Below are 24133 nucleotides of genomic sequence, written 5' to 3' on the forward strand. Positions count from 1 at the left end.
CAAGCGCCGTTCAGCCTGTCGCGCGCCTGATGCGCGGCAGCAAACTCACAACAATAGCGGGCAAGCAAGCCATGCGTGGCACACACAAGGCCTTCATCTGCCTCCTCCTGCCGATCCTGTTCATTGCGGTGAGCGGGCTCGTCGATCCGGCCCGGGCACAGCAGTCGGAAAAACGTATCGCGCTGGTGGTCGGCAATGGCGCCTACGCCAAGTCGCCGCTGGCGACGACCGCGAACGATGCAGGCCTGATCGCGCAGACATTGCAGGCGGCAGGCTTCGACGTCGTCGGCGCGCGCGACCTCGACGGCGACACGCTGCGCAAGAGTTTTCGCGACTTCATCCAGAAGGCGCAGGCCTCAGGGCCGGGCACGGTCGCGATGATTTACCTGGCCGGCTATGGCGTGCAGCTCGCCGGCGAGAATTATTTCATTCCGGTCGATTCCAGCATCACGCGCGACACCGACATTCCGACCGAGGGCTTGCGCATCAGCGACTATGTGCGCCAGCTCGCCGCGATTCCGCTCAAGGCGAACATCGTCGTGCTCGACGCCGCGCGGGCGCAGCCCTTCATCGAGGGCGGCCAGCCGATCGCGAGCGGCCTTGCGCTGGTCGAGCCCGAGGCGAACATGCTGATCGCCTTCAACGCGGCGCCGGGCACGGTGGCGCCCGAGGAGTCCGGATCGTACGGTACCTATGCGCAGTCGCTCGCCGAGATGATCCGCACCGGCGGCCTGTCGCTGCCCGAGGTGTTCGACCGCGTCCGCTTGCGCGTTAACGAGGCCAGCAAGGGCGCGCAGGTGCCGTGGGACGATCAGAAGGTCAGCGCGCAGTTCAGCTTCTTCGAACGCGCGCCGGACGCGCCGCCGCCGCAGACCGCACCGGATCAGGTCGCCGCGATCCGCAACAAGCCGATCCGCGATCTCGGCGTGCAGGATGCCTACGCCGCCGCGCTCGAGCGCGACACGCTGCCGGCCTATGAGGAATTTCTGACGGCCTACCCCGATGATCCGATGGCGAAGCGGGTGATGGCGATCGTCGCGGCGCGCCGCGAAGCGATCACCTGGCGACGGACCTATCGGACCGATACGCCGGAGGCATACTGGTCGTATCTGCGCCGCTATCCGCGGGGACCGCACGCTGCCGATGCACGCCGACGTCTGGCGATCCTGACGGCACCGGTCGAGCCGCCGCCGAGCTTTGCGATGATCGACTACGACGTGCCGCCGCCTCCGCCGGCCGAGGTGGTTTATGTCGACCGTCCCGTGCTGTACTTCAGTGACCCGGATTTCGGCTTCGTGCCGCCGCCGCCGCCGCCAGTCTATTTCTGCCCGCCGCCGCCGCCGGATTTCGTCGTGTTGCCGCCGCCGCTGCCCGTGGTCGGATTGTTCGTGCTGCCCCAGCCGGTGTTCGTGCCGATCCCGGTGTTCGTGCGGCCGCCGGTCTATGTCGCGCCGCCGCCGAACAACATCATCTATCAGAACATCCACAACACCACGGTCATCAACACCGTGATCAACCAGCCGCCGGCACCGGCCCCGGCGGCGGGCACGGCAGCGGGACCTGCCAGCCTGGCACCGGCCGTCGCCGGCCGTGCGAATCCGGCTGGTCCCGCCGTGCCGCAGGCGGTCGTGCAACGCGCCGCGCTGATCCAGCAGGGCAAGGCGCCGATGCCGCCGAGTGCAGCGATCCATCCGATGGCGAGGCCAGGGACGCCCGCGCCAACGCCGGCGAATGTCGCGCCGACTGCCGCACCGACCACCGCGCCGCAGACCAAGTTGCCCGCGGCCAATGCGCTGCCGGTCCCGGGTGCCCATGGTGGTCCGCCCGCGCCAGCAGGGGCAGGGCCGCTGCCCAACGGCAGGCCCGCGCCGACCGCGACGGCACCAACCAACAACGCGGCCCCAGCCCACCCGCCGGGACCTGCGACGGCCACCGCGCCCGCCGGGACCGCGGTCACAGCGCCTGGCCAGCCGTCGAAGCCGCCTGCAGGGCAATCCCCGGCGGCAACGGGGCCGACCAACCACGCGCTTCCGGGCCATCCGCCGGGGCCGGCGACGGCCACGGCGCCCGCCGGGACCGCGGTGACGGCGCCGGGCCAGCCGCCAAAGCCGCCCGGCGCGCAGCCTCCGGCTGCCACGGGGCCGGCCGATCGTGCCAAGGCGGCCACCCGCGAGCCAGCCACCTCTGTGCCCCCGCCGGGGGGACCGGCGGCCGTTAAGCCTCCGCCTTCTGCCGCAAGGCCGGTCGCGCCGCCGCCCCCGGTCGCCCGGGAGCAGATCAGGCCGCAGAATCAGCGATCGGCATCACCGCCGCAGGCGGCCCGGCCGTCGGCCCCGCCGCCGCGGCCCCAGGCCGTGGCGAGGCCCGCGCCGCCGCCTCCACCGCGGATTGCTGCGCCCCCGCCGCGGGTGGCAGCACCTCCGCCGCCACGGCCGGCGCCGCCACCGGTAGCCGCTGCGCGGCCCGCGCCGCCGCCGGTTGCACGGCCGGCACCGCCTCCACCGCCGCCCAGGGTTGCCGTGGCACCGCCCCCGCCGCGTCCGGCCGCGCCTCCGCCACGCCCGGCTGCCCCGGCGGCCAAGAAATGCCCGCCCAACCAGCCGAAATGCTAGGGATCAGGGTGGAATTCGGGGAAGGGGCCCTTCGCGGACCGTAAGCGTCCCGAAAGGCCCTTATTTCCTTGCTTCTGGCCGAAATGGCGCTATATAGCGCGCCATCTCACACGGAAACATGGCTCACAAGGCCGTCCGGTGGCAGCCGGGGCGAGAACGCTCCGATTTGCTCACACGTTTCCGGAGGAACCAACCGGAGAATTAGATCTATGGCGCTACCCGACTTCACCATGCGTCAGCTCCTCGAGGCTGGCGTGCACTTTGGTCACCAATCCCACCGCTGGAATCCGAAAATGGCGCCGTTCATTTTCGGGACCCGCAACAACATCCACATCGTCGATCTCGCCCAGACCGTGCCGATGCTGCACCAGGCCCTGCAGGCCGTCAGCGATACGGTGGCAAAGGGCGGCCGCATCCTGTTCGTCGGCACCAAGCGCCAGGCGCAGGACGGCGTTGCTGATGCTGCCAAGCGCTGTGCGCAGTACTTCGTCAATTCGCGCTGGCTCGGCGGTACGCTGACCAACTGGAAGACGATCTCGGCGTCGATCAAGCGTCTGCGCCATCTCGACGAGGTGCTGTCCTCGGGCGAAGCCAACTCCTACACCAAGAAGGAGCGTCTGACGCTGCAGCGCGAGCGCGACAAGCTCGACCGTTCGCTCGGCGGCATCAAGGACATGGGCGGCTTGCCGGACATGATCTTCGTGATCGACACCAACAAGGAAGACATCGCGATCCAGGAAGCCCAGCGGCTCAACATCCCGGTCGCGGCGATCGTCGACACCAATTCGGATCCGAAGGGCATCACCTATGTGGTGCCGGGCAATGACGACGCGGGCCGTGCGATCTCGCTCTATTGCGATCTCGTCGCGCGCGCGGCGATCGACGGCATCTCGCGGGCCCAGGGCGACTCCGGCATCGACATCGGCGCAGCGGCCCAGCCGCTCGCCGAGGACCTGCCGACCACCGGCGCCTTCCAGGGCCTTGCCGGTCCGCGCGGCACCGCCGACGACCTCAAGAAGCTCCCTGGCGTGTCGGGCGCGATCGAGAAGAAGTTCAACGACCTCGGCATCTTCCACTACTGGCAGCTCGCCGAGCTCGATCACGACACCGCGCACAAGATCGGCGAAGAGGTCGGTTTGCCCAGCCGTGCGGACGCCTGGGTGGCCAAGGCCAAGGCGCTGACCGCGGAAGCGGAATAGTCAAAAAGAGTGATGGGTTGGCCGGATAGGTTCCGGCCACCATTTCAGTTGACGCGAATTCCTGAGATGGACCGCGGCGGGGCAGTTTTGGCGCCACGCCGCGGCAAACCGGCAGGCAAGAAGGATTTTCAACGATGGCAACGATCACAGCAGCGATGGTCAAGGACCTGCGCGAGTCCACCGGCGCAGGCATGATGGACTGCAAGGCCGCGCTCACCGAGACCAATGGCGACATGGAGGCGGCGCAGGACTGGCTGCGCAAGAAGGGCCTGTCGAAGGCCGCCAAGAAGTCCGGCCGCGTCGCGGCCGAGGGCCTGATCGGCGCGCTCACCAAGGGCACCAAGGGCGTCGTGGTCGAGGTCAACTCCGAGACCGACTTCGTTGCACGCAACGGCCAGTTCCAGGGCCTCGTCAAGATGATCGCCCAGGTCGCGTTCGACGCCGGCGCCGATGCCGAGAAGATCAAGGCCGCCAAGGTCGGCGACGTCACGATCGAGACCGCAATCAATGACGCGATCGCCACCATCGGCGAGAACATGACGCTGCGCCGTGCTGCCTCGCTCGAAGTGAGCCAGGGCGTGGTATCGAGCTACGTCCACGGCGCGGTCGTCGACGGCGCCGGCAAGATGGGCGTGATCGTGGCGCTGGAATCGGCCGGCAAGGCCGACGAGCTCGCAGTGCTCGGCCGCCAGATCGCGATGCATGTGGCTGCCGCCAACCCGCTCGCGCTCGAGCCATCCGGCCTCGATCCGGCGGTCGTCAAGCGCGAGAAGGACGTGCTCGCGGACAAGTATCGTCAGCAGGGCAAGCCCGAGAACGTGATCGAGAAGATCGTCGAGTCAGGCCTCAAGACCTACTACAAGGAAGTCTGTCTGCTCGAGCAGGCCTTCATCCACGACACCGGCAAGTCGGTGGCGCAGGCGGTGAAGGAAGCTGAGGGCAAAGTCGGCGGCCCCGTGAAGATCGCGGGCTTCGTGCGCTATGCTCTCGGTGAGGGAATCGAGAAGCAGGAAAGCGACTTCGCGGCCGAAGTCGCAGCGGCCAGCGGCAAGAAGTAAGCGCCGGAACGTTCCTTCCGGCGTGCCGCCGGAAGCGGCGCCCGGACAAGGAAAGTGCTCGCTCATGACTGATCCGGTCTATCGTCGCGTGGTGATCAAGCTGTCCGGCGAATACCTCGCTGGACAGCAGGGGTTTGGCATCGATCAGCCGACCGTCGACCGGGTCGCCGATGATCTGATCGCCGCGCGCCATCTCGGTGCCGAGGTCGCGGTCGTGATCGGGGGCGGCAATATCGTCCGCGGCGTCGAGGTGTCCGCCCGGGGCGTGTCACGCCCGACCGGCGACACCATGGGCATGCTTGCCACCGTGATGAACTGCCTCGCGCTGGAAGCGGCGATCGAGCGCAAGGGAACGCCGGCGCGCACTCTCTCGGCGTTCGTCATGCCCGAGATTTCCGAACTGTTTACCCGCACTGCGGCGCACAAATATCTCGCCGAAGGCCGCATTGTGCTGCTTGGCGGCGGAACCGGCAATCCGTTCTTCACGACCGATACCACCGCAGTGCTGCGCGCTGCCGAGATCGGCGCGCAGGCGGTTTTGAAGGCGACCAATGTCGACGGCGTCTACTCGGCCGATCCGAAGAAGGACCCGGCCGCCAAACGATTCGACCGCCTGACCCATTCGCAGGCGATCGAGGGCGGCTACAAGGTGATGGATGCGACCGCCTTCGCGCTTGCCCGCGAGACGTCGCTGCCTATCATCGTGTTCTCGATCGCCGAGCCCGGTTCGATCGGCGCCATTCTGCGCGGCGTCGGCCACGGCACGATCGTCGCCGGCTGACGGCCCAGCGGGCGCCCAAGTTGGGCGCGGGGCACGCCGCCAGGTTTTTGAAGGAGAAGCGTGATGGCCACGGGTAATTTCGACATCAACGAATTGAAACGCCGCATGCAGGGCGCCACCCAATCCCTCAAGCACGAGCTTGGCGGCTTGCGCACAGGGCGCGCGTCGGCATCGATGCTGGACCCGGTCCAGGTCGAGGCCTACGGCAGCCACATGCCGCTCAACCAGCTCGCGACCGTCAGCGTGCCGGAGCCGCGGCTGATCTCGGTGCAGGTCTGGGACAAGTCGATGGTCAAGCCGGTCGAGAAGGCGATCGTCGATTCCAATCTCGGTCTGTCGCCGGCGACGGAAGGGCAGGTGCTGCGCCTGCGCATTCCCGAGCTCAACCAGGAGCGGCGCAAGGAGCTGGTCAAGGTCGCGCACAAATATGCCGAGGCCGCCAAGGTCGCGGTGCGCCACGTCCGCCGCGACGGCCTCGACGTTCTCAAGAAGCTCGAGAAGAATCACGAGATGTCGGAGGACGATCAAAAGCGTCACGCCGATGAGGTGCAGAAGGCGACCGACGGCACGATCGCCGAGATCGACCAACTCCTGGCTGCCAAGGAAAAAGAAATCCTCACCGTCTAAGGCTGCCTTTATGTCCAACGCCGCCGCGCCCGTTACGAAAGGACCCGATCGGTCAGAGGCGCCTGCGCATGTCGCCATCATCATGGATGGCAACGGGCGCTGGGCGGCTGCGCGCGGCCTGCCGCGGGCCGAAGGCCATCGCCGCGGCGTCGAGGCGTTACGCCGGGTCGTGCGTGCGTCGCACGAGCTCGGCATTCGTTACCTCACGATCTTCTCCTTCAGCTCGGAAAACTGGTCGCGCCCGGCAAGCGAGATCGGCGATCTGTTCGGCCTGCTGCGGCGTTTCATCCGCAACGATCTCGCGACCCTGCACCGCGATGGTGTCAAGGTGCGCATCATCGGCGAGCGGGAAGGCCTGGAGGGCGATATCTGCGCGCTCCTGAACGAGGCCGAGGAGCTGACGCGCAACAACACGCGCCTCACGCTCGTCGTCGCGTTCAATTACGGTTCGCGGCAGGAAATAGCGAAGGCTGCGCAAAAGCTCGCGCGCGAAGTCGCGGAGGGCCGGCGCGATCCGGCCTCGATCGACGCCGAGACGCTCGGTGCCCATCTGGATGCGCCCGACATTCCCGATCCCGACCTCATCATCCGCACGAGCGGCGAGCAGCGCCTGTCCAATTTCCTGATGTGGCAGGCCGCCTATAGCGAGCTCGTTTTCGTGCCGATCCACTGGCCCGACTTCGACAAGGCGGCGCTCGAAGGCGCGATCGCGGAATTTGCCAGGCGCGAGCGCCGTTTCGGCGGTCTGGTCGCGAAAACCGCCTCGTGAGCGAACGCGACGCCGCACCGGCGGGCTCGGCGCCGGCCTCAAGCAATCTCGTGATGCGGGCGGCCGCAGCGATCGTGCTGGCGCCGCTCGCGATTGCGCTCGCCTATGCCGGCGGCTGGCTGTGGGCGTTTCTCGTCACCCTGGTGTCGATCGGACTGTTCGCGGAATGGCTCATGGTGGTGGGAGCAGGGGCGGTCGCCCTGACCGCCGCCGGGACGATTGTCCTTGCCATCATCGGGTTCTGCGTCGCCTTTGGCGCGCTCAAAGCCGCCGTCATTATCGGCGTCATCGGGGGCGCGGTGATCGCGTTGCTCGCCGGAGGCAAGCGTGTCTGGGCCGCCTCAGGCTTTGCCTACGCATCGGCTGCGCTGCTCGCCTCGATCCTGGTGCGGCAGGATCCCGTCAATGGCTTCGTCGCGTTGATGTTCGTGCTGCTCGTGGTGTGGGCGACCGATATCGGAGGCTATTTCGCCGGTCGCGGCATTGGCGGACCGAAGCTGTGGCCGCGCGTGAGTCCCAAGAAGACCTGGGCCGGGGCGCTCGGCGGCTTTACGGCCAGCCTTGTGGTTGCGGGCGGCTTTGGCGCCGCCGGGCTCGGAAAGGCGGTTCCGCTTCTGCTCGTCGGCGCCGTGCTGTCCGTGGTCTCGCAACTCGGCGATCTCTTCGAATCCGCAGTGAAGCGGCGCTTCGGTGTCAAGGATTCCAGTCACTTAATTCCCGGCCATGGCGGACTTTTGGACCGCCTGGACGGCTTTGTCGCTGCCATCCTGGTGGCATGGATCGTCGGCTTCCTACGCCATGGTGTGCATAGCGCTGGAAGCGGTCTTATGGTTTGGTGATGAACATGAGCGCAGTTCCTTTGCGTAACAACAAGGCTGCGGCGGACGCCGCGCGCAGCGTGACCGTCCTCGGCGCCACCGGCTCGATCGGTGACAGCACGATGGACCTGCTGCGGTCAGCTCCCGAGCGCTATCGTGTCGAGGCGCTGACGGCGAACGGCAACGTCGCGGCGCTGGCAAAGCTCGCCAAGGAGTTTTCCGCGCGCTTCGTGGCCATCGCGGACACCTCCAAGCTTGCCGAGCTCAAGGCCGCGCTGGCCGGGACCGGCACCGAATGCGGTGCCGGCGAAAGTGCGGTGATCGAAGCCGCCGCGCGTCCGGCCGACTGGGTGATGGCGGCGGTGAGCGGTGCGGCCGGATTGAAGCCGGCGCTTGCTGCGGTCGATCGCGGCGCGCATGTCGCGCTCGCCAACAAGGAGTGCCTCGTCTGCGCCGGCGATTTCTTCATGCAGCGTGCCGCCAAGGCGGGCGCCTGCGTCCTGCCCGCAGATTCCGAGCACAACGCGCTGTTCCAGGCGCTGAGCTCGGGCAATCGCGACGAGCTCGTACGCGTCATCATCACGGCCTCGGGCGGCCCGTTCCGGACTTGGAAGCCCGCCGATATCGAGCAGGCAACGCTCGAGCAGGCCCTGAAGCATCCGAACTGGAGCATGGGCCAGAAGATCACGATCGATTCCGCCTCGATGATGAACAAGGGCCTCGAGGTGATCGAGGCGTCCTATTTGTTCGCGCTGACGCCGGACGAGATCGACGTCCTCGTTCACCCGCAGTCGATCATCCACGGCATGGTCGAATTTTCCGATCGCTCAGTCGTGGCGCAGCTCGGCGCGCCCGACATGCGTACGCCCATCGCCCACTGCCTCGGCTGGCCCGACCGCATCAAGGGACCGGCGGCCAAGCTCGATCTGGCCAAGATCGGCCAGCTCACCTTCGAGGCGCCCGATTTCGAACGCTTCCCCGGACTTCGCCTCGCCTATGATGCGCTCCGGACGGGGAAGGGGGCGACCACGGTCTACAACGCCGCCAATGAGGTCGCGGTCGCTGCCTTCATCGCCGGAAAGATCCGGTTCGGCGCCATCGCGCGGCTGGTCGAAGCCACGCTCGACGACTGGGTCCGCGGCGGGAATCAGGCTCCTCTGACGTCGGCGGACGATGCAATTTCCGTTGACTATGTTGCGCGAAATAGGGCCGCCGCCCTATTGCCTCAAATTGCCTTAAAGGCATCCTAGTTGGTTCGAGGCCAGCGCCTTGCGGCGCTGGATAAGGGGAATCGATGTCTGACTTTTTCCTGCATGGTTTCAATACGTTGAGCCACGGGCTCCTCGGCTACGCGGTCCCCTTCCTCTTCGTCTTGACCATCGTCGTGTTCTTCCATGAGCTCGGCCATTTCCTGGTCGCGCGCTGGGCGGGCGTTCGCGTGTTGACCTTTTCGCTCGGTTTCGGTCCTGAGTTGGTCGGCTTCAACGACCGCCACGGCACGCGCTGGAAGATCTCCGCGGTCCCGCTCGGCGGCTACGTCAAGTTCTTCGGCGACGAGAGCGAAGCCTCGACGCCGTCCGCCGCAACGCTCGAGGCCATGACCCCCGAGGAACGCGCCGGCAGCTTCCATCACAAGAAGGTCGGTCCGCGTGCGGCCATCGTCGCAGCCGGGCCGATCGCCAATTTCATCCTGGGCGCCCTGATTTTCGCGGGCATGGCCCTGTATTACGGCAAGCCGAGCACGATCGCGCGTGTGGACGGCGTCGTGGCCGATGGCGTGGCCGCGGCGGCTGGTTTCAAGGTCGGCGACGTCGTCGTCCAGATCGATGGCAAGCCGATCGAGAGCTTTTCCGACATGCAGCGGATCGTCGCAATGAATGCGGGGTCTGCGCTCGTTTTCCAGGTCAAGCGGGACGGGGCCGTCGTGACGCTCGACGCGACGCCGGCGCTCCAGGAGCGTAAGGATCCGTTCGGTAACAAGCATCGCATCGGGGTGCTCGGCGTCGAGCACAAGTCGCAGGCCGGTGAGGTCTCGACCACGCCCGTCGGCTATGCCGAGGCTCTCAAGATCGGCGTCGAGCAGGTCTGGTTCATCATCTCCAGCACGTTCAAATTCCTGGGCTCGCTGTTCGTGGGGACCGGCAATCCGGGCGAGGTGAGCGGCGTCATCGGCATCGCGAAGATGTCGGGACAGGCGGCCAGCGCCGGGTTCCAATTTGTCATCAACCTCTGTGCGGTGCTGTCGGTCTCGATCGGCCTCTTGAACCTGTTCCCGATCCCACTGCTCGATGGCGGCCACCTTTTGTTCTATGCGGCGGAGGTGGTGCGCGGGCGGCCGCTGTCGGAACGGACACAGGAGATGGGGTTCCGAATCGGGCTCGGACTTGTACTGATGTTGATGGTGTTTGCGACCTACAACGACATCCTGCGGATGGCGGCTTCCTGATAGGGGCTTTTTTGTGACGTTGTTTTTAAGCAACGTCTTGGAACGAAATTGAAATCGTGGCGCGCGCGGCCGTTTGCGACGTCGGGGAAATTAGCTACAAGCGGCGTGAAACTTGGGGAATCTCCCAGACCGGCGTTGGGGTTGGGTCTGGTACGGAATGAGGGCGCGTTGCGCATGAAGTTTGGACTGCGACTCCGGGGGGGCCTGCTCGCAACCCTGATCATGTTCGGCGCGCCGGTGGTTGCCCCGGTTGGGGCTGTTTTGGTGTCTTCGTCTGCGCTTGCCCAGACCGTCCAGTCGATTTCCGTCGAAGGAAATCGCCGGGTCGAGGTGGAGACGATCCGCTCCTATTTCAAGCCGGGCCCGGGCGGCCGCCTGGATCAGGCGGCGATCGATGACGGCCTGAAGGCGCTGATCGAGACCGGCCTGTTCCAGGACGTGAAGATCAACCGCGGCGCCGGCGGCCACCTCATCGTTTCGGTGGTCGAAAACCCCGTGATCGGCCGCATTGCCTTCGAGGGCAACAAGAAGATCAAGGACGAGCAGCTCACCGCCGAGGTCCAGTCCAAGGCGCGCGGTACGTTCTCCCGCGCCATGGTGCAGTCCGACACGCTGCGAATCGCCGAAATCTATCGCCGCTCGGGCCGCTACGACGTGCGCGTCACGCCCGAGATCATCGAGCAGCCGAACAATCGCGTCGACCTCATCTTCACGATCGACGAGGGTGCGAAGACTTCGGTCAAGTCGATCGAGTTCGTCGGCAACACCGCCTTTTCGTCCTATCGCTTGCGGGACGTCATCAAGACCCACGAAACGAATCTGCTGAGCTGGCTCGGCAGCAACGACATCTACGATCCGGATCGCGTCGAGGCCGACCGCGACCTGATTCGCCGCTTCTACCTGAAGCACGGTTTCGCCGACGTGCAGGTCGTCGCCGCGCTCACCGAATACGATCCGGAGAGGAAGGGCTTCCTCGTCACCTTCAAGATCGAGGAAGGCCAGCAGTACCGCGTCGGCACCGTCGATTTCCGCTCCAGCATTCCCAATTTCGATGCGAGCTCGATGCGTAACTATTCGCGCGTCAGTGTCGGCTCGCTCTATAACGTCGAATCGGTCGAGAAGTCGGTCGAGGAGATGCAGATCGAGGCCTCCCGGCGCGGCTACGCCTTCGCGGTGGTGCGTCCCGGCGGCGACCGCAATTTCGAGGCGCACACCGTCTCCGTCGTGTTCAACATCGACGAGGGACCGCGCACTTACATCGAGCGGATCAACATCCGCGGCAACACGCGTACGCGCGACTACGTGATCCGGCGCGAGTTCGACATCTCCGAGGGTGATGCCTACAACCGCGCGCTGGTCGATCGTGCCGAGCGCCGCCTGAAGAACCTCGACTTCTTCAAGAGCGTCAAGATCACCACGGAGCCGGGCTCCTCCAGCGACCGCGTGGTCCTGATCGTCGATCTCGAGGAGAAGTCGACCGGTGACTTCTCGATATCGGGCGGTTACTCCACGACCGACGGCGCGCTGGCCGAAGTCTCGATCTCCGAGCGCAACCTGCTGGGGCGCGGTCTGTTCGCCAAGGCGGCGGTGACCTACGGCCAGTATGCGCGTGGCTACTCGCTGTCGTTCGTCGAGCCATATCTGCTCGATTACCGCGTTGCGCTGGGTCTCGACCTCTATCAGCGCACCCAGCTTGCCAACAGCTTCATCTCCTACGGCACCAAGACGCTCGGCTTCAGCCCGCGCCTCGGCTTCAGCCTGCGGGAAGATCTGGCGCTCCAGGTGCGCTATTCGGTCTACCAGCAGGAAATCACGCTTCCGTCCTATCTGGCGAACTGTAACAACGTGCAGTTCCTGGCTGATGGCAGCCCAAATCCGGCCTTCAACCCGAGCCCTGCCTTTGCCAATGCCAACGGTATCAGCCTTGCCTCGACCAACGGTCTTGGCTGCTACAGCGACGGCGAAGCCTCGCTGCCGGTGCGCAAGGAGCTCGCAGGTGGCAAGACGCTGACCTCGGCGCTCGGTTACACGCTGAGCTACAACACGCTGGACAACAACAAGAACCCGACCGACGGTCTGCTCGTCGACTTCCGCCAGGACTTCGCAGGCGTCGGCGGCGACGTCACCTACCTGAAGTCCGCCGTCGATGCGAAGTACTACCAGTCGCTGGTGTCGGATCTCGTCGGCCTCGTCCACCTCCAGGGCGGCGTGTTGACCAAGATCGGCAACAATGAGATCCGCATGCTGGATCACTTCCAGATGGGACCGAATCTGGTCCGCGGCTTTGCTCCGAACGGCATCGGCCCGCGTGACCTCAATCCCTACGGCACGCAGGACGCAATCGGCGGCACCAAATATTGGGGTGCTTCGCTTGAATTGCAGATGCCGTTCTGGTTCCTGCCCAAGGAAGTGGGTCTGAAGGGTGCGGTCTACGCCGATGCCGGCGGCCTCTACGACTACCAGGGCCCGACGACGTGGCTGGCGACTAACGAAGTCACCACGACAAGGAACTCGAACTGTATCCCGTCGACCATCAATCCGACCGCGACGCCGGGAACTTGCACGGGCCTCGTGTACGACGACAGCAAGGTCATCCGCTCGTCGGTCGGTGTGGGCTTGATCTGGGCCTCGCCGTTCGGTCCGCTCCGCTTCGACTACGCGGTGCCTCTCACCAAGGGCAAGTACGACCGTACGCAGGAGTTCAGGTTCGGCGGCGGCACCTCGTTCTAGTTCGATTAGCAGGGCACGATCCGGAGGAGTGGATCCGGTTTACGAGGGATCGTGCCCAATCCATGAAAATGTAGCATGATGCGGTTTGACCGCATCATGCCCAAGCCGGACCGCGACGGAGTGGAATGGCGCAGCCGACCTTCTTCAGGAAACCGCCTGCCTCAGCGCTGGCTGATGTTGCCGCGCTGGCGAAGGCGCAACTGGTCGATCCCTCCAGGGGCGGCCATATCATCAGGGGTCTCGCTTCGCTCGACGAAGCCGGCCCGATGCACCTCGCTTTCTTCGACAATCTGAAATATGCGGATCAGCTCAAGGCGACCAAGGCCGGCGCGTGCCTGGTGAGCCCGCGCTTCGAGGCCGAGGTGCCGGCGCATGTCGCCGTGTTGCGCGTGGGGCAGCCGTTCCGCGCTTTCGTCAGGATCGCCTGGGAATGGCACGGCGATGCGCTCCGGCCGCAATCCTCGGTCGGCAATGACGGCATCTCGCCGTCGGCCATCATCGACCCCACGGCGCGGCTGGAGGACGGCGTCGTCGTCGACCCTCTCGCCGTGATCGGCCCGGAGGTCGAGATCGGCAGCGGTACGGTGATCGGCGTCGGCGCGGTGATCGGACCCGGCGTCAAGATCGGCCGGGACTGCGATGTCGGCGCCCGCACGGTGATCCAATGTGCGCTGATCGGCAACAACGTCCTGATTCATCCGGGCTGCAGCATCGGCCAGGATGGCTATGGCTTCGTGTTCTTCGGGCCCGAGGGACACCTGAAGGTGCCGCAGACCGGCCGGGTGCTGATCCAGAACGACATCGAGATCGGCGCCGGTACCACCATCGATCGCGGTTCCCTCCGCGACACCGTGATCGGCGAGGGCACCAAAATCGACAATCAGGTCCAGATCGGCCACAATGTGACGATCGGCCGGCACTGCCTGTTGGCCGCCCAGATCGGGCTCGCCGGCAGCCTGACCATTGGCGACAACGTGGCGTTGGGAGCGAAGGTTGGCATCAACAACCACCTCAAGATCGGCGACGGAGCCCAGGTGACGGCCATGAGCGGCGTCAAGGACGACATCCCGGCCGGCGGACGCTGGGGCGGCTTTTTTGCCAAGCCGACCAAGCAGTGGTTCAAGGAGATCATCGCGGTGGAGCGCCTGGTGCACGACAGCAAGGCGGATCGGAAGGACGAGGGACAAGCGTGATGGAGGAGGCACCGGTCAGGTTCGAGCTCGTGGACATCAACATGATTCTACAGACGCTCCCGCACCGCTTTCCGATGCTGCTGATCGACCGGGTGATCAACATCCGCACCGATTACAGCGGCATCGGTATTAAGAACGTCACCTTCAACGAGCCGGCCTTCCAAGGGCATTTCCCGGAGCGTCCGGTCTATCCCGGCGTCATGATGATCGAGGCGATGGCGCAGACTGCGGGCGTGATCGGCATCAAGTCGGTCGAGGGCACGGAGAAGCCGCGGGCGGTGTATTTCCTCACCATCGACAAGTGCAAGTTCCGCAAACCCGTGCTGCCCGGCGATACCATTGAGTACCACATGCGTTCGCTCGGACGCCGCAAGGCGATGTGGTGGTTTCACGGTGACGCCAAGGTCAACGGTCAGGTCGTCGCGGAAGCCGATGTCGGCGCCATGCTGACGGACTGAGTGCGGGGCTCGGCATCGCGGGCGCAGCCCACTACGCAGCTCGCAACGTGCCAACGCGACGAGGGTGGCTACGTGGCGGTCGAATCTTCGGCGGCCGTTATCTTGCCCCGTCATTCCGGGGCGCGACAAAGTCGCCAGCCCGGAATCCATTGGGCCTCAGTACAGGCGGTGAAATGGATTCCGGCCTGCGCGCTTCGCGCGCTGAAACAGGCCGATATGATACGTCACTGGACAGATCGGGCAAAGTCGCGCTAACCACCGGAAAAACCCAGCGACTTCAACACACAATCAGACCTTCTTGATGAGTAAGATTGATCCCACCGCGCGGGTGGAAGACGGCGCTGTGATCGGCGAGGGCACCGAGATCGGGCCCTATTGCATGATCGGCCGGCATGTCGTGATCGGAGCGAACTGCAAGCTGATCGGGCAGGTCACCGTCATCGGCCACACCTCGATCGGGGACGACTGCGTGATCTCGCCGTTTGCCGTACTCGGCGGTGCGCCGCAGGATCTCAGCTACAAGGGCGAGCCGACGAAACTCGAGATCGGCTCCGGCTGCATCATCCGTGAAGGCGCGACGATGAACGTCGGCACCGTCAAGGGGGGCGGCCTGACGCGCGTCGGCAACGGCGGCTACTTCATGAACAACAGCCATGTCGGCCATGACTGCATGGTCGGCAACAACGTCATCTTCGCGACCTCGGCGACGCTCGGCGGCCACTGCGAGATCGGCGACTCCGTCTATATCGGCGGCCTGTCCGCGGTGCATCAGTTCACGCGCATCGGCGCGCAAGTGATGGTCGGCGGCCTCTCGGGCGTCCGTGACGACATCATTCCGTTCGGGCTCGCCAATGGCCAGTACGCGGTGCTGGAGGGCCTCAACCTCATCGGCATGAAGCGGCGCAAGTTCACCAAGCAGCGGCTCGCGACCGTGCGCACGTTCTACCAACGACTGTTCCACGGGCCCGGCATGTTCGCCGAGCGGCTCGAAGCGGTGCAGCCGCTCGCCGGCGAAGATCCGGCGATCGCCGAGATCCTCGGCTTCATCGGCAAGGGCAAGCGCCCGCTCTGTCTTCCCACCATTGCGAAGTGATCGGGGGGATGGCCGCATCATGACGTCAGCGGCTCCTGAGATTGCATCTCCTGTCGGCGTCGTCGCCGGCGGCGGTGCCATGCCGTTCGCGGTGGCGGAGTCGCTCGCGGCCCGCGGCATCACGCCGGTGCTGTTTCCGCTGCGCGGCGCCTGCGATCCGGCGCGGGTGGAGAAATTCCGCCATCGCTGGATATCGGTCGGCCAGCTCGGCCGTGCGATGCGGCTGTTTCGCGAGGAGGGCTGCCGCGACCTGATCTTCATCGGCACATTGGTGCGGCCTTCGCTTTCCGAGATCCGGTTCGACGTCAAGACGCTGAGGTTGCTCGGCAACGTCATCCGCGCCTTTCGTGGCGGCGACGATCATCTGTTGTCCGGCGTCGGGCGCCTCCTCGAGCAGGACGGTTTTCGCATGGTCGGCATCAAGGATGTCGCGCCGGATCTGCTGATGCCCGAGGGCTGCATCACGAGGGCCTGGCCGGCCGACAACGCCAGGAGCGACATGGAGCGCGGACGTGCTGTGCTGACCGCGCTCGGTCCATTCGACATCGGCCAGGCGGCGGTGGTGATCGACGGCCATGTCGTGGCGGTCGAGGACATCGAGGGGACCGATGCGCTGCTCGCACGCGTCGCGCGCTTGCGCGAGGAGGGGCGCATCCGTGCGGCGACGGGGCGCGGCGTGCTGGTGAAGGCGCCGAAGAGCGGGCAGGATCTGCGCTTCGACCTGCCGACGATCGGCCCGCGCACCATCGAGGGCGTCGCCGCCGCAGGACTCGCCGGCATCGCTGTCATAGCCGGGAACACCATCGCCGCCGAACCGCAGGCGATGATCGAGCTCGCCGACGCAAAATACCTCTTCGTCATCGGTTTGCCCGCGTGATGCAGGGGCGCGATCCAACGCGAAAGATCTTTCTGATCGCGACGGAGGAATCCGGCGACCGGCTAGGCTCGGCGCTGATGAAGGTGTTACGCCAGCGGCTCGGCGATGCCGTGCAGTTCGAGGGCGTCGGCGGCCGCACCATGGCCCGCGAAGGCCTCAACTCGCTGTTTCCGATCGAGCAACTGTCGATCGTCGGCTTCGCCGCGGTGGTGCAGCAATTGCCGAAGATATTGCGGCTGATCCGCCAGACCGCGGATGCCGTGACCGAGACGGCGCCCGATGCGCTCGTGATCATCGACAGCCCGGACTTCACCCATCGCGTCGCCCGCCGCGTGCGTGCGAAGAATCCGGCGATCCCAATCGTCGACTATGTGTCGCCGCAGCTCTGGGCCTGGCGACCGGGGCGTGCGCGCACCATGCTCGGCTATGTCGATCATGTGCTCGGCCTTCTGCCGTTCGAGCCGGAGGAATATCGCAAGCTGCGCGGGCCGCCATGCAGCTATGTCGGCCATCCCCTGATCGAGCAGTTGTCGTCGCTGCGGCCGAATGCGGAGGAGCAGAGGCGCCGCGATGCCGAGCCGCCGGTCCTCCTGGTGCTGCCCGGCAGCCGGCGCAGTGAGATCAGGCATCATCTCGAGGTGTTTGGCGCGACGCTCGATCGGTTGCAGGCCGAAGGGCGCGCATTCGAACTGATGCTGCCGACCATGCCGCATCTGGAAGCGACGGTGCGCGAGGGCGTTGCGAACTGGCAGACTAAACCGCAGATCGTGGTCGGTGAGGCCGAGCGGCGCGCCGCCTTCCGCATCGCGCGCGCGGCGCTAGCGAAATCCGGCACGGTGACTCTCGAGCTGGCTCTGTCGGGCATTCCGATGGTGACGGCCTATCGTGTCAGTGCGGCCGAGGCCTTCATCCTGCGCCGGGCGATCCGCGTCTCCTCGGTGATCCTCGCCAATCTCGTGATCGGCCGGGACGTAATCCCGGAATTCCTGCAGGAGAACTGCACGCCGGAAAAACTCACGCAGGCGCTGTCCGAGGTGCTGACGGATTCGCCGCTGCGCCGGCAGCAGGTCGAAGCCTTCGCGCAGCTCGACACCATCATGTCGACCGGCAATAAATCGCCGAGCGTGCTCGCCGCCGATATCGTTCTTGCGACGATGCGGAAGGGGCGGGCGTCGAGGTAGCGCATTCGCCGAAGTCCGCGAGTTGCTGACATGACGGTGTCAGCAGCCGGCGAGGATGATCCCGACAATGATCGAGCGCGTGCTTGGGGCTGAGCGATGGCGCGATATCGGCTACATTGTGTGGGTGCGTCCGGCAACTCGTTCAAGGTCGCGCTGTTTCTCAACTGCGCCGGGGTCGACTGGGACCCAGTCGGCGTCGATTTTGCCGGTGGTGAGACCCGTGACGCCGTTTGGCGCGCCGAGATCAACGAGATGGGCGAGATCCCGGTGCTCGAAATCGACGGACTGCGCCTGAGCCAGTCGGGTGCGATCCTATCCTGGCTGGCCGAGATCCACGGCGTGTTTGGTCCCGCGAATGCGGAGGAGAGGTTCGAGACGGCGCGCTGGCTGTTGTTCGACAATCACAGGTTCACCGGCAATTTCGCCGCTCACCGGGTGCTGCAATCCATGACGGCGCCGCCGCCGAATCCCGACGTGCTGGCCTATGTGAGGTCGAGGGTTCAGAGCGCCTTCTCGATCGTCGATAAGCATCTCGTCGATCGATCTTTCATCTTGGGCGACCGGCCAACCATCGTCGATTTCTCGCTCGTTGGATATCTGTACTATCCGGTTGAAGAGACAGGTTTCGATCTTCCCACGGCTTTCCCGGCGATCAATGCATGGCGCGCGCATTGCGGCCTTGCCGGGCTGGCGGCCGCCCTATGAGATGATGCCAGTAGGAAACTCGTTGCAGGTGATCCGCTTTGCGACTGAAGGAGTGCGCTCATAGGCGGGCGACATCGTCGTAGGGTGGCAAAGCGCAGCGTGCCCACCATTCCTATCAGTTTGGCAGAGGCGGTGGGCACGCTGTGCTTTGCCTACCCTACAATGTCCGCGCAAAACGAAAACGGCGCCACCGCGAGTGGCGCCGCTTCGAAAGGCCTGATGGCCGATCTTACTTACCGCTTGTCGATCGGCACGTAGTCGCGCTTGGCGACACCGGTGTAGAGCTGGCGCGGACGACCGATCTTCTGGTGGGGATCCTCGATCATCTCGCTCCATTGGCTGATCCAGCCGACGGTGCGGGCGACGGCGAATAGCACGGTGAACATCGAGACCGGGAAGCCCATCGCCTTCAGCGTGATGCCCGAATAGAAGTCGACGTTCGGGTAGAGCTTGCGATCGATGAAGTACTGGTCGCTGAGCGCGATTTTCTCGAGCTCCATCGCCACGTTCAGCATCGGATCGTTGCCATGGCCGGTCTCCTTGAGCACGGCATGACACATCTTCTGCATGATCTTGGCGCGCGGATCGTAGTTCTTGTAGACGCGGTGGCCGAAGCCCATCAGGCGGACTTCGCTGTTCTTGTCCTTCACCTTGGCGATGAATTCCGGAATCTTGTCGACCGTTCCGATGTCGTAGAGCATGTTAAGCGCGGCTTCGTTGGCGCCGCCATGCGCCGGCCCCCACAGGCAGGCGATGCCGGCCGCGATGCAGGCGAACGGGTTGGCGCCCGAGGAGCCGGCGATGCGGACCGTCGAGGTTGATGCGTTCTGCTCATGGTCGGCGTGCAGGATGAAGATCTTCTCCAGCGCGTCGGCGAGCACCGGGCTGACCTTGTAATCCTCGCAGGGCACCGCGAAGCACATGTTGAGGAAGTTCTCGGCAAAGCCGAGCGAGTTCTTCGGATACACGAAGGGCTGGCCGACGGTGTACTTGTAGGCCATTGCCGCCAGCGTCGGGATCTTCGCGATCATGCGCATGGAGGCGATCATGCGCTGCTTCGGATCGTTGATGTCGGTGGAGTCGTGATAGAACGCGGCGAGCGCGCCAACGGCCGCCACCATGATCGCCATCGGATGGGCGTCGCGGCGGAAGCCCTGGAAGAAGCGGGCCATCTGCTCGTGCACCATCGTGTGATGGGTCACGCGATAGTCGAAGTCCTTCTTCTGTGCGGCTGTCGGCAGGTTCCCGTAGAGGAGGAGATAGCAGGTCTCCAGGAAGTCGCCATGCTCGGCGAGCTGCTCGATCGGATAGCCGCGGTATTCCAGCACACCCGCGTCGCCGTCGATATAGGTGATCTTGGACTGGCAGCTCGCGGTGGAGGTGAAGCCCGGATCGTAGGTGAACAGACCAGACTGGCCGTAGAGCTTGCCGATATCGATGACATCAGGCCCGACGCTGCCGCTGAGGATCGGGAGATCGTAGTTCTTGTTTCCGACCGTCAGCGTCGCGGTCTTGTTGCTTGGTTTTGCGTCCATCGTAGGTCCCCGATGTGTGGTGAAACGGACCGGACCCGGAGGCCCCGATGAGATGGCGGGGCAGGCCGGATATTCCAGAAGGTACGGGTGAGATGGGTATATTATTGCTGTGTGCGCTGCAAGATCGCCGCACGCATGGTCGACTTACGTCGTAGACTGATCCCTAAGTCGGCCGAGGCTTTCCTGGCGCCCCAGGACGTCCAAAACCTCGAAAATCCCGGGTGACGTCGTCCTTCCCGTCAGCGCTGCCCGCAGCGGCTGGGCGACCGCGCCCAGCTTGAGACTATTTTCCTCGGCGAAAGTGCGCAGCGCCGCTTCGGTGCTGGCAGCGCTCCACGTCTCGACTTTCTCCAGCGCGGAATGAAGCTGGCCGATCAGCTTTCGGTTTTCGCCCGTCAGCAGCGCGGCCGCCTTGGCATCGGGCTCGAGCGGCCGGTCTGCGAAGATGAAATAGGCGCCGTCGATCAGCTCGATCAGAGTCTTGGCGCGCTCCTTCAGGGCCGGCATGGCCTTGAGCAACTGCGCGCGCGTGGTGTCGTTTAACTTGGCCTTAAGCTCGCCCCGGCCTGGCACGTAGTCGAGCACGTCCCCGAACATCTTCACGAGTGATTGATCGTCGGCGTGGCGGATGTAGTGGCCGTTGAGACTTTCCAGCTTGGCGAAATCGAAGCGGGCGGCGGCGCGGCCGACGCCTGAGAGGTCGAATGCCGCGATCATCTCCTCGGTCGAGAAGATCTCCTGGTCGCCATGGCTCCAGCCGAGCCGGACGAGGTAATTGCGAAGCGCGGCGGGCAAATATCCCATGGCCCGGTAAGCGTCGACGCCGAGCGCGCCGTGGCGCTTGGACAGCTTCGAGCCGTCCGGGCCATGGATCAGGGGGATGTGCGACATGCTCGGCAGCGGCCAGCCCATCGCATCGTAGATCTGCTTCTGGCGCGCGGCGTTGATCAGGTGATCGTCGCCGCGGATGACGTGAGTGACGCCCATGTCGTGGTCGTCCACTACCACCGCGAGCATGTAGGTTGGCGTGCCATCGCCGCGCAAAAGGACGAGGTCGTCGAGGTTCTCGTTCTGCCAGACCACGCGGCCCTGGACCTGGTCCTCGATCACGGTTTCACCGGTCTGCGGCGCGCGCAGCCGGATCGTCGGCTTCACGTCACTTGGTGCCGTTGCCGGATCGCGGTCCCGCCACAAGCCGTCATAGAGGCGGGTGCGCCCTTCCGCGCGCGCCTTCTCGCGCATGGCGGCGAGCTCCTCGGCCGTGGCGTAGCAGCGATAGGCCTTGCCGTCGGCGAGCAGCTTCTCGGCGACCTCGCGATGACGGGCGGCGCGGCTGAACTGGTAGATGACGTCGCCGTCCCAGCCGAGCTCCAGCCATTTGAGGCCGTCGAGGATGGCCTCGATCGCCTCCTTGGTGGAGCGCTCCCGGTCGGTGTCCTCGATCCGCAGCAGCATCTTGCCGCCGTGCTTCTTTGCATAAAGCCAGTTGAACAGCGCCGTGCGGGCGCCCCCGATATGGAGGAAGCCGGTCGGCGAGGGGGCGAAGCGCGTGACGACGGAATCGGTCATTCTTGGCAGGGCCTATGCGTTGGAGGCGGTGGTGTATAGCAGGAACGGTGCATAACTAAAGGGCTACGGCGGACCCGCTAAGGCCTTGGCTGAGGCCGGCGAATTTGGCAGAAGGGCCGCTGATTTCCCTACAGGATTTTCGGATGAGCACAGAACCGGTGGCGACTGAGGTTGGGCGCGATTTCATTCGTGACATCATCCAGGCAGACCTCGATCAGGCCAAATACAAGGAGATCGTGACCCGGTTCCCGCCGGAGCCGAACGGCTACCTGCATATCGGCCACGCCAAGTCGATTGCGCTCAACTTCGGCATCGCCCAGGAGTTTCCCGGCCGCTGCCACCTGCGCTTCGACGACACCAATCCGGTCAAGGAAGAGCAGGAATATATCGATTCCATCCAGGCTGACGTGCACTGGCTCGGCTTCGACTGGGGCAAGAACCTGTTCTTTGCCTCGGACTATTTCGACCGCCTGTACGAATGGGCGGAGAAGCTGATCGGCGACGGGCTTGCCTATGTCGACGACCAGACCCAGGAGGAGATCCGCACCTCCCGCGGCACGCTGACCGAGCCCGGCAAGAACTCGCCGTTCCGCGGCCGCACGGTCGAGGAGAATCTCGACCTGTTCCGGCGCATGAAGGCGGGCGAATTCCCGAACGGCGCGCGCGTGCTGCGGGCGAAGATCGACATGGCCTCGCCCAACATCAACCTGCGCGATCCCGTAATGTACCGCATCCTGCATGCGCATCATCCGCGCACGGGCGACAAGTGGTGCATTTATCCGAGCTACGACTACGCGCACGGCCAGTCGGATGCGATCGAGAGCATCACGCACTCGATCTGCACGCTGGAGTTCGAGGATCACCGGCCGCTCTACGACTGGTTCATCGAAAAGCTGCCGGTGCCGTCCGAGCCCCACCAGTACGAGTTCGCGCGGCTGAACCTGACCTACACGCTGCTGTCGAAGCGCGTGCTCACCCAGCTCGTCCGCGACGGCCATGTCGCGGGCTGGGACGATCCGCGCATGCCCACGATCGCCGGCCTGAAGCGACGCGGCGTGCCGCCGGCTGCCGTCAGGGAATTCGTGAGGCGCATTGGCGTCGCAAAGGCCAACAGCGTAGTCGACGTCGGCATGCTCGAATTCTGCATTCGCGAGGAGCTGAACCGGACGGCGCAGCGGCGCATGGCGGTCTTGCGCCCGTTGAAAGTGGTGATCGAGAACTATCCGGAAGGGCAGGTCGAGGAGATCGAGGCGATCAACCATCCCGACGACCCCTCCGCCGGCGCGCGCAAGATCGCGTTCGGCCGCGAGATCTATATCGAGCGCGACGACTTCATGGAGAACCCGCCGAAGAAGTTCTTCCGCCTGTCGCCCGGCAACGAGGTGCGGCTGCGCTACGCCTATTTCATCAAGTGCACCGGCGTCATCAAGAACGAGGCCGGCGAGGTGGTCGAGCTTCGCTGCACCTACGACCCCGCGACCAGGGGCGGTAACGCGCCCGACGGCCGCAAGGTCAAGGCGACGATGCACTGGCTGCCGGCGGCCACATCGAAGCCGGCCGAGATCCGCATCTACAATCAGCTCTTCTCCAATCCGAGCCCGGACGCCTCGAACTTCGCCGCCGACCTCAATCCGGACTCGCTGGAAATCCTCTCTGACGCGCGGATCGAACCGTCGGTCGCGGAGAGCAATTCCACCGAGCCGATGCAGTTCGAGCGGCAGGGCTATTTCGTGCGCGACAAGGACTCCACGCCCGGCAAGCCGGTGTTCTCCAGGACGATAGGTCTGCGCGATACGTTTGCGAAGGAAGTCGCCAAGGGCTGAGGAGCCGCATGCGGGCTGAAGCCGACGTCGTAGTTTCTGCGATTGTGACGAAGTGGTCCGCCGCCTTCGGGAAGCTCGATGCCGGCGCTCTCGCTTCGCTCTATTCGAAGAGCGCCTTCTTCTTCGGCTCCAACCCGACGCTATATCGGGGCAGAGACGGAGTTGCGGCCTATTTCAATAGCCTGCCGCGCTGGCGCTCGCCGAGCGTCCGCTTTTCCGAGGTGGCTGCAGCGCAGGTCGGGCCCGATGTGATCAACATGGCCGCGATCGCCTCGTTCGACCTCGGCGAGGAGGCCGCGCCGCTGTCGGTCAAGCTCACCTGGGTGATCGTGCGCGAAGATGGTGACTGGAAGATCGCGAGCCACCACGTGTCGTCCAGGGCTGCGCTGATCTAACGCCGGACGCGTACCTGATCGCATCCTGCTTCGTCCAGCCACTATATGGCCGCGCTCCTGGTGGGAGAGCTATGCAATTCATGTTAGGCCGCCGGAAAGCGATTGCAAGCCGCGCAGGCAGCGATCGCGATTACCGCACCCGATATTTGCTCGCGTAGTGCTTGCCGAGAATCTTGCGGGTCTGATCGGCCAGCCGCATATTGCTAGCCGCCGGCGGCCTGACGTGGCGCGTCTTCGGCTTTGGCCAATCCGATCTTGGGCTCT

20 protein-coding genes are annotated in these 24133 nt (G+C 65.1%); 18 read left to right on the plus strand and 2 right to left on the minus strand.

Annotated elements, in window-relative coordinates; genetic code table 11:
• Window positions 1-71 precede the first annotated feature (71 nt).
• From MTX21_RS04520 to MTX21_RS04595, 16 genes are all read left to right on the plus strand, one after another.
• Window positions 72-2612, plus strand: a complete 2541-nt coding sequence (locus MTX21_RS04520) for a caspase domain-containing protein (RefSeq protein ID WP_280970710.1) — start codon at window positions 72-74, stop codon at window positions 2610-2612.
• A 209-nt stretch (window positions 2613-2821) separates the two neighbouring features.
• Window positions 2822-3811 carry a 30S ribosomal protein S2 gene (locus MTX21_RS04525; RefSeq protein ID WP_280970711.1) on the plus strand — a complete coding sequence of 330 codons (990 nt, stop codon included), beginning with the start codon at window positions 2822-2824 and terminating at the stop codon, window positions 3809-3811.
• Window positions 3812-3945: 134 nt separating this feature from the next.
• Window positions 3946-4869, plus strand: a complete 924-nt coding sequence (gene tsf, locus MTX21_RS04530; RefSeq protein WP_280970712.1) for a translation elongation factor Ts — start codon at window positions 3946-3948, stop codon at window positions 4867-4869.
• A gap of 64 nt (window positions 4870-4933) precedes the next feature.
• Window positions 4934-5650 carry a UMP kinase gene (gene pyrH / locus MTX21_RS04535; protein WP_280970713.1) on the plus strand — a complete coding sequence of 239 codons (717 nt, stop codon included), beginning with the start codon at window positions 4934-4936 and terminating at the stop codon, window positions 5648-5650.
• Window positions 5651-5713: 63 nt separating this feature from the next.
• Entirely contained in the window at window positions 5714-6277 is a 564-nt protein-coding gene (gene frr / locus MTX21_RS04540) for a ribosome recycling factor (RefSeq protein WP_280970714.1), read from the plus strand.
• 10 nt (window positions 6278-6287) lie between these two features.
• Entirely contained in the window at window positions 6288-7046 is a 759-nt protein-coding gene (locus tag MTX21_RS04545; protein WP_280970715.1) for an isoprenyl transferase, read from the plus strand.
• A complete protein-coding gene (locus MTX21_RS04550) occupies window positions 7043-7885 on the plus strand; it encodes a phosphatidate cytidylyltransferase (protein ID WP_280970716.1) in 843 nt (280 codons plus the stop codon). The genes MTX21_RS04545 and MTX21_RS04550 overlap by 4 nt, the downstream gene beginning before the upstream one ends.
• A gap of 5 nt (window positions 7886-7890) precedes the next feature.
• Window positions 7891-9114: a 1-deoxy-D-xylulose-5-phosphate reductoisomerase gene (gene dxr / locus MTX21_RS04555; protein WP_280970717.1), complete on the plus strand. Its 1224-nt coding sequence runs from the start codon at window positions 7891-7893 to the stop codon at window positions 9112-9114.
• Between the two features lie 44 nt (window positions 9115-9158).
• Window positions 9159-10310, plus strand: a complete 1152-nt coding sequence (gene rseP, locus MTX21_RS04560) for an RIP metalloprotease RseP (protein ID WP_280970718.1) — start codon at window positions 9159-9161, stop codon at window positions 10308-10310.
• Between the two features lie 174 nt (window positions 10311-10484).
• Window positions 10485-13040, plus strand: coding sequence for an outer membrane protein assembly factor BamA (gene bamA, locus MTX21_RS04565; RefSeq protein WP_280970719.1), 2556 nt, complete (start codon window positions 10485-10487; stop codon window positions 13038-13040).
• 125 nt (window positions 13041-13165) lie between these two features.
• Window positions 13166-14233 (plus strand): UDP-3-O-(3-hydroxymyristoyl)glucosamine N-acyltransferase, encoded by a 1068-nt coding sequence (lpxD, locus tag MTX21_RS04570; RefSeq protein WP_280970720.1) that lies wholly within the window; start codon window positions 13166-13168, stop codon window positions 14231-14233.
• Window positions 14233-14691, plus strand: a complete 459-nt coding sequence (fabZ, locus tag MTX21_RS04575) for a 3-hydroxyacyl-ACP dehydratase FabZ (RefSeq protein ID WP_280970721.1) — start codon at window positions 14233-14235, stop codon at window positions 14689-14691. The genes lpxD and fabZ overlap by 1 nt, the downstream gene beginning before the upstream one ends.
• A gap of 301 nt (window positions 14692-14992) precedes the next feature.
• Complete coding sequence (lpxA, locus tag MTX21_RS04580) at window positions 14993-15784, plus strand: acyl-ACP--UDP-N-acetylglucosamine O-acyltransferase (RefSeq protein WP_280970722.1); 792 nt, start codon at window positions 14993-14995, stop codon at window positions 15782-15784.
• Between the two features lie 19 nt (window positions 15785-15803).
• Window positions 15804-16661, plus strand: a complete 858-nt coding sequence (lpxI, locus tag MTX21_RS04585; protein ID WP_280970723.1) for a UDP-2,3-diacylglucosamine diphosphatase LpxI — start codon at window positions 15804-15806, stop codon at window positions 16659-16661.
• The gene (gene lpxB / locus MTX21_RS04590; protein WP_280970724.1) at window positions 16658-17842 is read left to right on the plus strand and encodes a lipid-A-disaccharide synthase; all 1185 of its coding nucleotides are present in this window, start codon (window positions 16658-16660) and stop codon (window positions 17840-17842) included. The genes lpxI and lpxB overlap by 4 nt, the downstream gene beginning before the upstream one ends.
• 96 nt (window positions 17843-17938) lie before the next feature.
• Window positions 17939-18547 carry a glutathione S-transferase gene (locus MTX21_RS04595; protein ID WP_341510748.1) on the plus strand — a complete coding sequence of 203 codons (609 nt, stop codon included), beginning with the start codon at window positions 17939-17941 and terminating at the stop codon, window positions 18545-18547.
• Window positions 18548-18780: 233 nt separating this feature from the next.
• On the opposite strand, the gene gltA is transcribed toward MTX21_RS04595, so the two are convergent.
• Both gltA and gltX read right to left on the minus strand, forming a co-directional pair.
• On the minus strand, window positions 18781-20082 hold the full coding sequence (gltA, locus tag MTX21_RS04600; RefSeq protein ID WP_280970725.1) for a citrate synthase: 1302 nt from the start codon (window positions 20080-20082) through the stop codon (window positions 18781-18783).
• A gap of 144 nt (window positions 20083-20226) precedes the next feature.
• On the minus strand, window positions 20227-21651 hold the full coding sequence (gene gltX, locus MTX21_RS04605) for a glutamate--tRNA ligase (protein WP_280970726.1): 1425 nt from the start codon (window positions 21649-21651) through the stop codon (window positions 20227-20229).
• Window positions 21652-21794: 143 nt separating this feature from the next.
• Here gltX and MTX21_RS04610 point away from each other — a divergent pair, with 143 nt between their 5' ends.
• Window positions 21795-23474, plus strand: coding sequence for a glutamine--tRNA ligase/YqeY domain fusion protein (locus MTX21_RS04610; protein ID WP_280970727.1), 1680 nt, complete (start codon window positions 21795-21797; stop codon window positions 23472-23474).
• An 8-nt stretch (window positions 23475-23482) separates the two neighbouring features.
• On the plus strand, window positions 23483-23869 hold the full coding sequence (locus tag MTX21_RS04615; protein ID WP_280970728.1) for an SgcJ/EcaC family oxidoreductase: 387 nt from the start codon (window positions 23483-23485) through the stop codon (window positions 23867-23869).
• Window positions 23870-24133: the final 264 nt, after the last annotated feature.

The sequence above is a fragment of the Bradyrhizobium sp. ISRA430 genome (assembly GCF_029909975.1).
Lineage (GTDB): Bacteria > Pseudomonadota > Alphaproteobacteria > Rhizobiales > Xanthobacteraceae > Bradyrhizobium.